Genomic DNA, 2,677 nt, shown 5'->3' with positions numbered 1-2,677 from the left:
GGGCAGGTGGTGGCCGACGTGGGTGCCCGTATGGGCGGCCCGGATGCTGAGTGGGCAGGTGGTGGTGACGATGATGGGCGAGGGGCGCGGCTTGTTCGACGCCGAGGCCAAGCGGGAGCTCGGCCGGCAGTTGCGCTGTCCCTCGTGGTGGCAGGGTTTCGAGGAGGAGTTGGCATGAGCAGGGCCGAGGAGTTTCAGGAGTTGCGGCCGCTGTTGTTCTCGCTCGCCTACCGGATTCTGGGCAGCGTGAGCGAGGCCGAGGACGCGGTCCAGGAGACCTGGCTGCGCTTCGAGGCCACCCCGACCGAGCCCAGGTCGACCAAGGCGTTCCTGTCGGCCACGGTGACCCGGATCTCCATCGACGTGCTGCGCTCGGCCCGCGTCCGGCGCGAGGAGTACGTCGGGCCGTGGCTTCCCGAGCCGCTGCTCGCCGACCCTTACCAGGACCCGGAGCGGTCGGCGGAGCTGGCCGACTCGCTGTCGATGGCGGCCTTGGTGCTGCTGGAGCGGCTGTCCCCGCTTGAGCGGGCGGTCTTCGTGCTGCGGGAGGTGTTCGACTTCGGCTTTCCCGAGGTCGCGTCGGCAGTGGGGCGCTCGGAGGCGGCGTGCCGCCAGCTGGCGGTACGGGCGCGGCGCCATATGGCCGCGGGCCGGCCCCGCTTCGAGGCGGACCGCAAAGAGCGGGACGAACTGGCGTCGCGGTTCTTCGACGCCCTCCGCGAAGGCGACGTCGTCGGCCTGCAGAACCTGCTGGCTGCCGACGTGTCGATGGTCGGCGACGGCGGCGGGAAGGCCCCGCAGCTGGCCAAGGCCGTCATCGGCGCCCAGAACGTGGCCCGGCTGCTCGCCTCCGCCTTCCCCCGGATGGCCTTGGTCGGCGTGACGGGCGAGCCGCACGAGGTCAACGGCCAGCCGGGCGCGATCTTCCGCGACCGGGACGGCAAGGTGCTCCACACCCTGACGCTCGACGTACTCGACGGGCAGATCCAGACGATCCGCGCGGTGATCAACCCCGACAAGCTCGGGCATTTGGGCACAGTGGCGGACGCCTGGGCAGTCGACCGGGAAGTAAGACAGGCACGCCGGCCCACGGAGTAGCCGCGACCACCGACTGCACGTCGAGTGGGTCGGCCGGCCGGTAGGAGTCGGTGCCGTTCGTGAGGAGCCTTCTTCCCGCGGTGCCGACATCACGGCAAGCCGCCGGGGTCGTTCAGGTGAGGCCCGCGAGGAGGGCATGGACGCCTTCGGCGAGTACGCGTTCGCCTTCCTCGCGCGAGTTCAGGAACCAGCCCGGTAGCGGGCTGCGGAGTGAGCAGGTCAGCTCGATGCTGACGATGCCGTGGATCGTGGTCCACACCAGGTACGCCGCACGTACCGGGTCGTTCGACTGGATGAGCCCGGTCTGGGCCGCGGCCGAGGTGGCCTGGGTGAGGAGGTCGAAGGTGAGGCCGAGGGCGTCGTTCCGGCGCTGGGGTGACGGGTCGAAGTCGGGCAGCGGGCGCTCGAACATCAGCGCATAGAGAGCGGGATCCGCCAGCGCGAACTCCCGGTAGCCGCGTGCCACCGCCATGATCCGGGCCAGCGGGTCGGCGTGGCCGTTCAGTGACGAGGTCATGGCATCGTGAAGGAGGCTGAAGCCGTACTCGTAGATCGCTTCCAAGAGGCCGGAGCGGCTGCCGAAGCAGGTGTAGATGCCCATGGTGGAGGTGCCCGCGACGTCCGCGACACGGCGGAGGGTGAGGTGGAGGGCACCCTGTTCGCGGAGAACGCGCATGGCCGCGTCGAGCAGGCCCTGGCGCAGCGCGCCGAGTTCTTTCGGGGTGCTTACGTCTCTCGGCACGCTCTCACCATATCTGGCGATAACGCGCATCATAACGAGCGTTATCGCTTGATATCACCGAGGGAAAGGGCTCCAGAGATGGGTGTCTACCGGGTCACGGCGGCGGCCGGGTTCGTGTGCGCCGTCCTGCTCGTGGTGAACTCGGCCCGGCGCGCCGGGCTGCTGCCTGAGACGGCCTTCACGCACGCCATCGCGCCGTTCGGGGCGCTGATGGGTCTCCTCGCGATCACCGGCATCTACCTGATCGTTCGGGGTACGGCAGGCGGTCTCGGACTCATCGGGTACGTGCTCAACTCGGCCGGGCTGGCCGGGGCCTTCGCCATCGAGTACATCCTGCACTTCGTCTTCCCCTACCTCGGCGGGGGCACGGTCAGCGAACTGCTGGCGGGGAGCACGGGGCGGGCATTCCTCGTCACGTCGGCCGTGCTGTTGGCGGGGGTGCTGACCTTCAGCGTGGCGGCGATCAGGAGCGGGGCCATGCCTGCGGTCGGGGTGGTGCTCTATGCGGTGGGGATGGTTCCGGGGTCGTTGCGGAACGTGGTGCCGGTGCCGGTGTACTTGGCCGGGCTCGTGGTGGCGGCGATCGGGGTCGCCTGGATGGCGGCCCGGCTGTGGCGGGCGGAGGAGGAGTTCGTCGCGCATCCGTCACGGACGACGGGTGTACGGCCGACGGCCTGAGCGATCACAGGTGGGCGCGGCTCCGGGATGCGACACCCGAAGGTGATGGCGTCCTACGGGCCGCGGCACCGCGGGCGCGGCCTGCGGGGGCCGGGGTCCGGGGGCCGGGGTCCGGGGTCCGGGGTCCGGGGTCCGGGGTCCGGGGTCCGGGGTCCGGGG

At 70.6% G+C, this 2,677-nt stretch carries 3 protein-coding genes; 2 read left to right on the top strand and 1 reads right to left on the bottom strand.

Going from position 1 to position 2,677, the window contains the following annotated elements; translation table 11 throughout:
- Positions 1-174: 174 nt before the first annotated feature.
- Positions 175-1,098, top strand: coding sequence for an RNA polymerase sigma-70 factor (locus ACWDX9_RS38585; RefSeq protein ID WP_449963259.1), 924 nt, complete (start codon positions 175-177; stop codon positions 1,096-1,098).
- A 112-nt stretch (positions 1,099-1,210) separates the two neighbouring features.
- Here ACWDX9_RS38585 and ACWDX9_RS38580 read toward each other — a convergent pair whose 3' ends face one another.
- The gene (locus tag ACWDX9_RS38580) at positions 1,211-1,840 is read right to left on the bottom strand and encodes a TetR/AcrR family transcriptional regulator (protein WP_449963256.1); all 630 of its coding nucleotides are present in this window, start codon (positions 1,838-1,840) and stop codon (positions 1,211-1,213) included.
- A gap of 78 nt (positions 1,841-1,918) precedes the next feature.
- Here ACWDX9_RS38580 and ACWDX9_RS38575 point away from each other — a divergent pair, with 78 nt between their 5' ends.
- On the top strand, positions 1,919-2,518 hold the full coding sequence (locus ACWDX9_RS38575; protein ID WP_449963253.1) for a hypothetical protein: 600 nt from the start codon (positions 1,919-1,921) through the stop codon (positions 2,516-2,518).
- Positions 2,519-2,677 lie beyond the last annotated feature (159 nt).

The sequence above is a fragment of the Nonomuraea sp. NPDC003201 genome (assembly GCF_053590415.1).
Note: the sequence above shows the minus strand (reverse complement) of the source record. Positions and strands in the feature narration are given on the sequence as shown.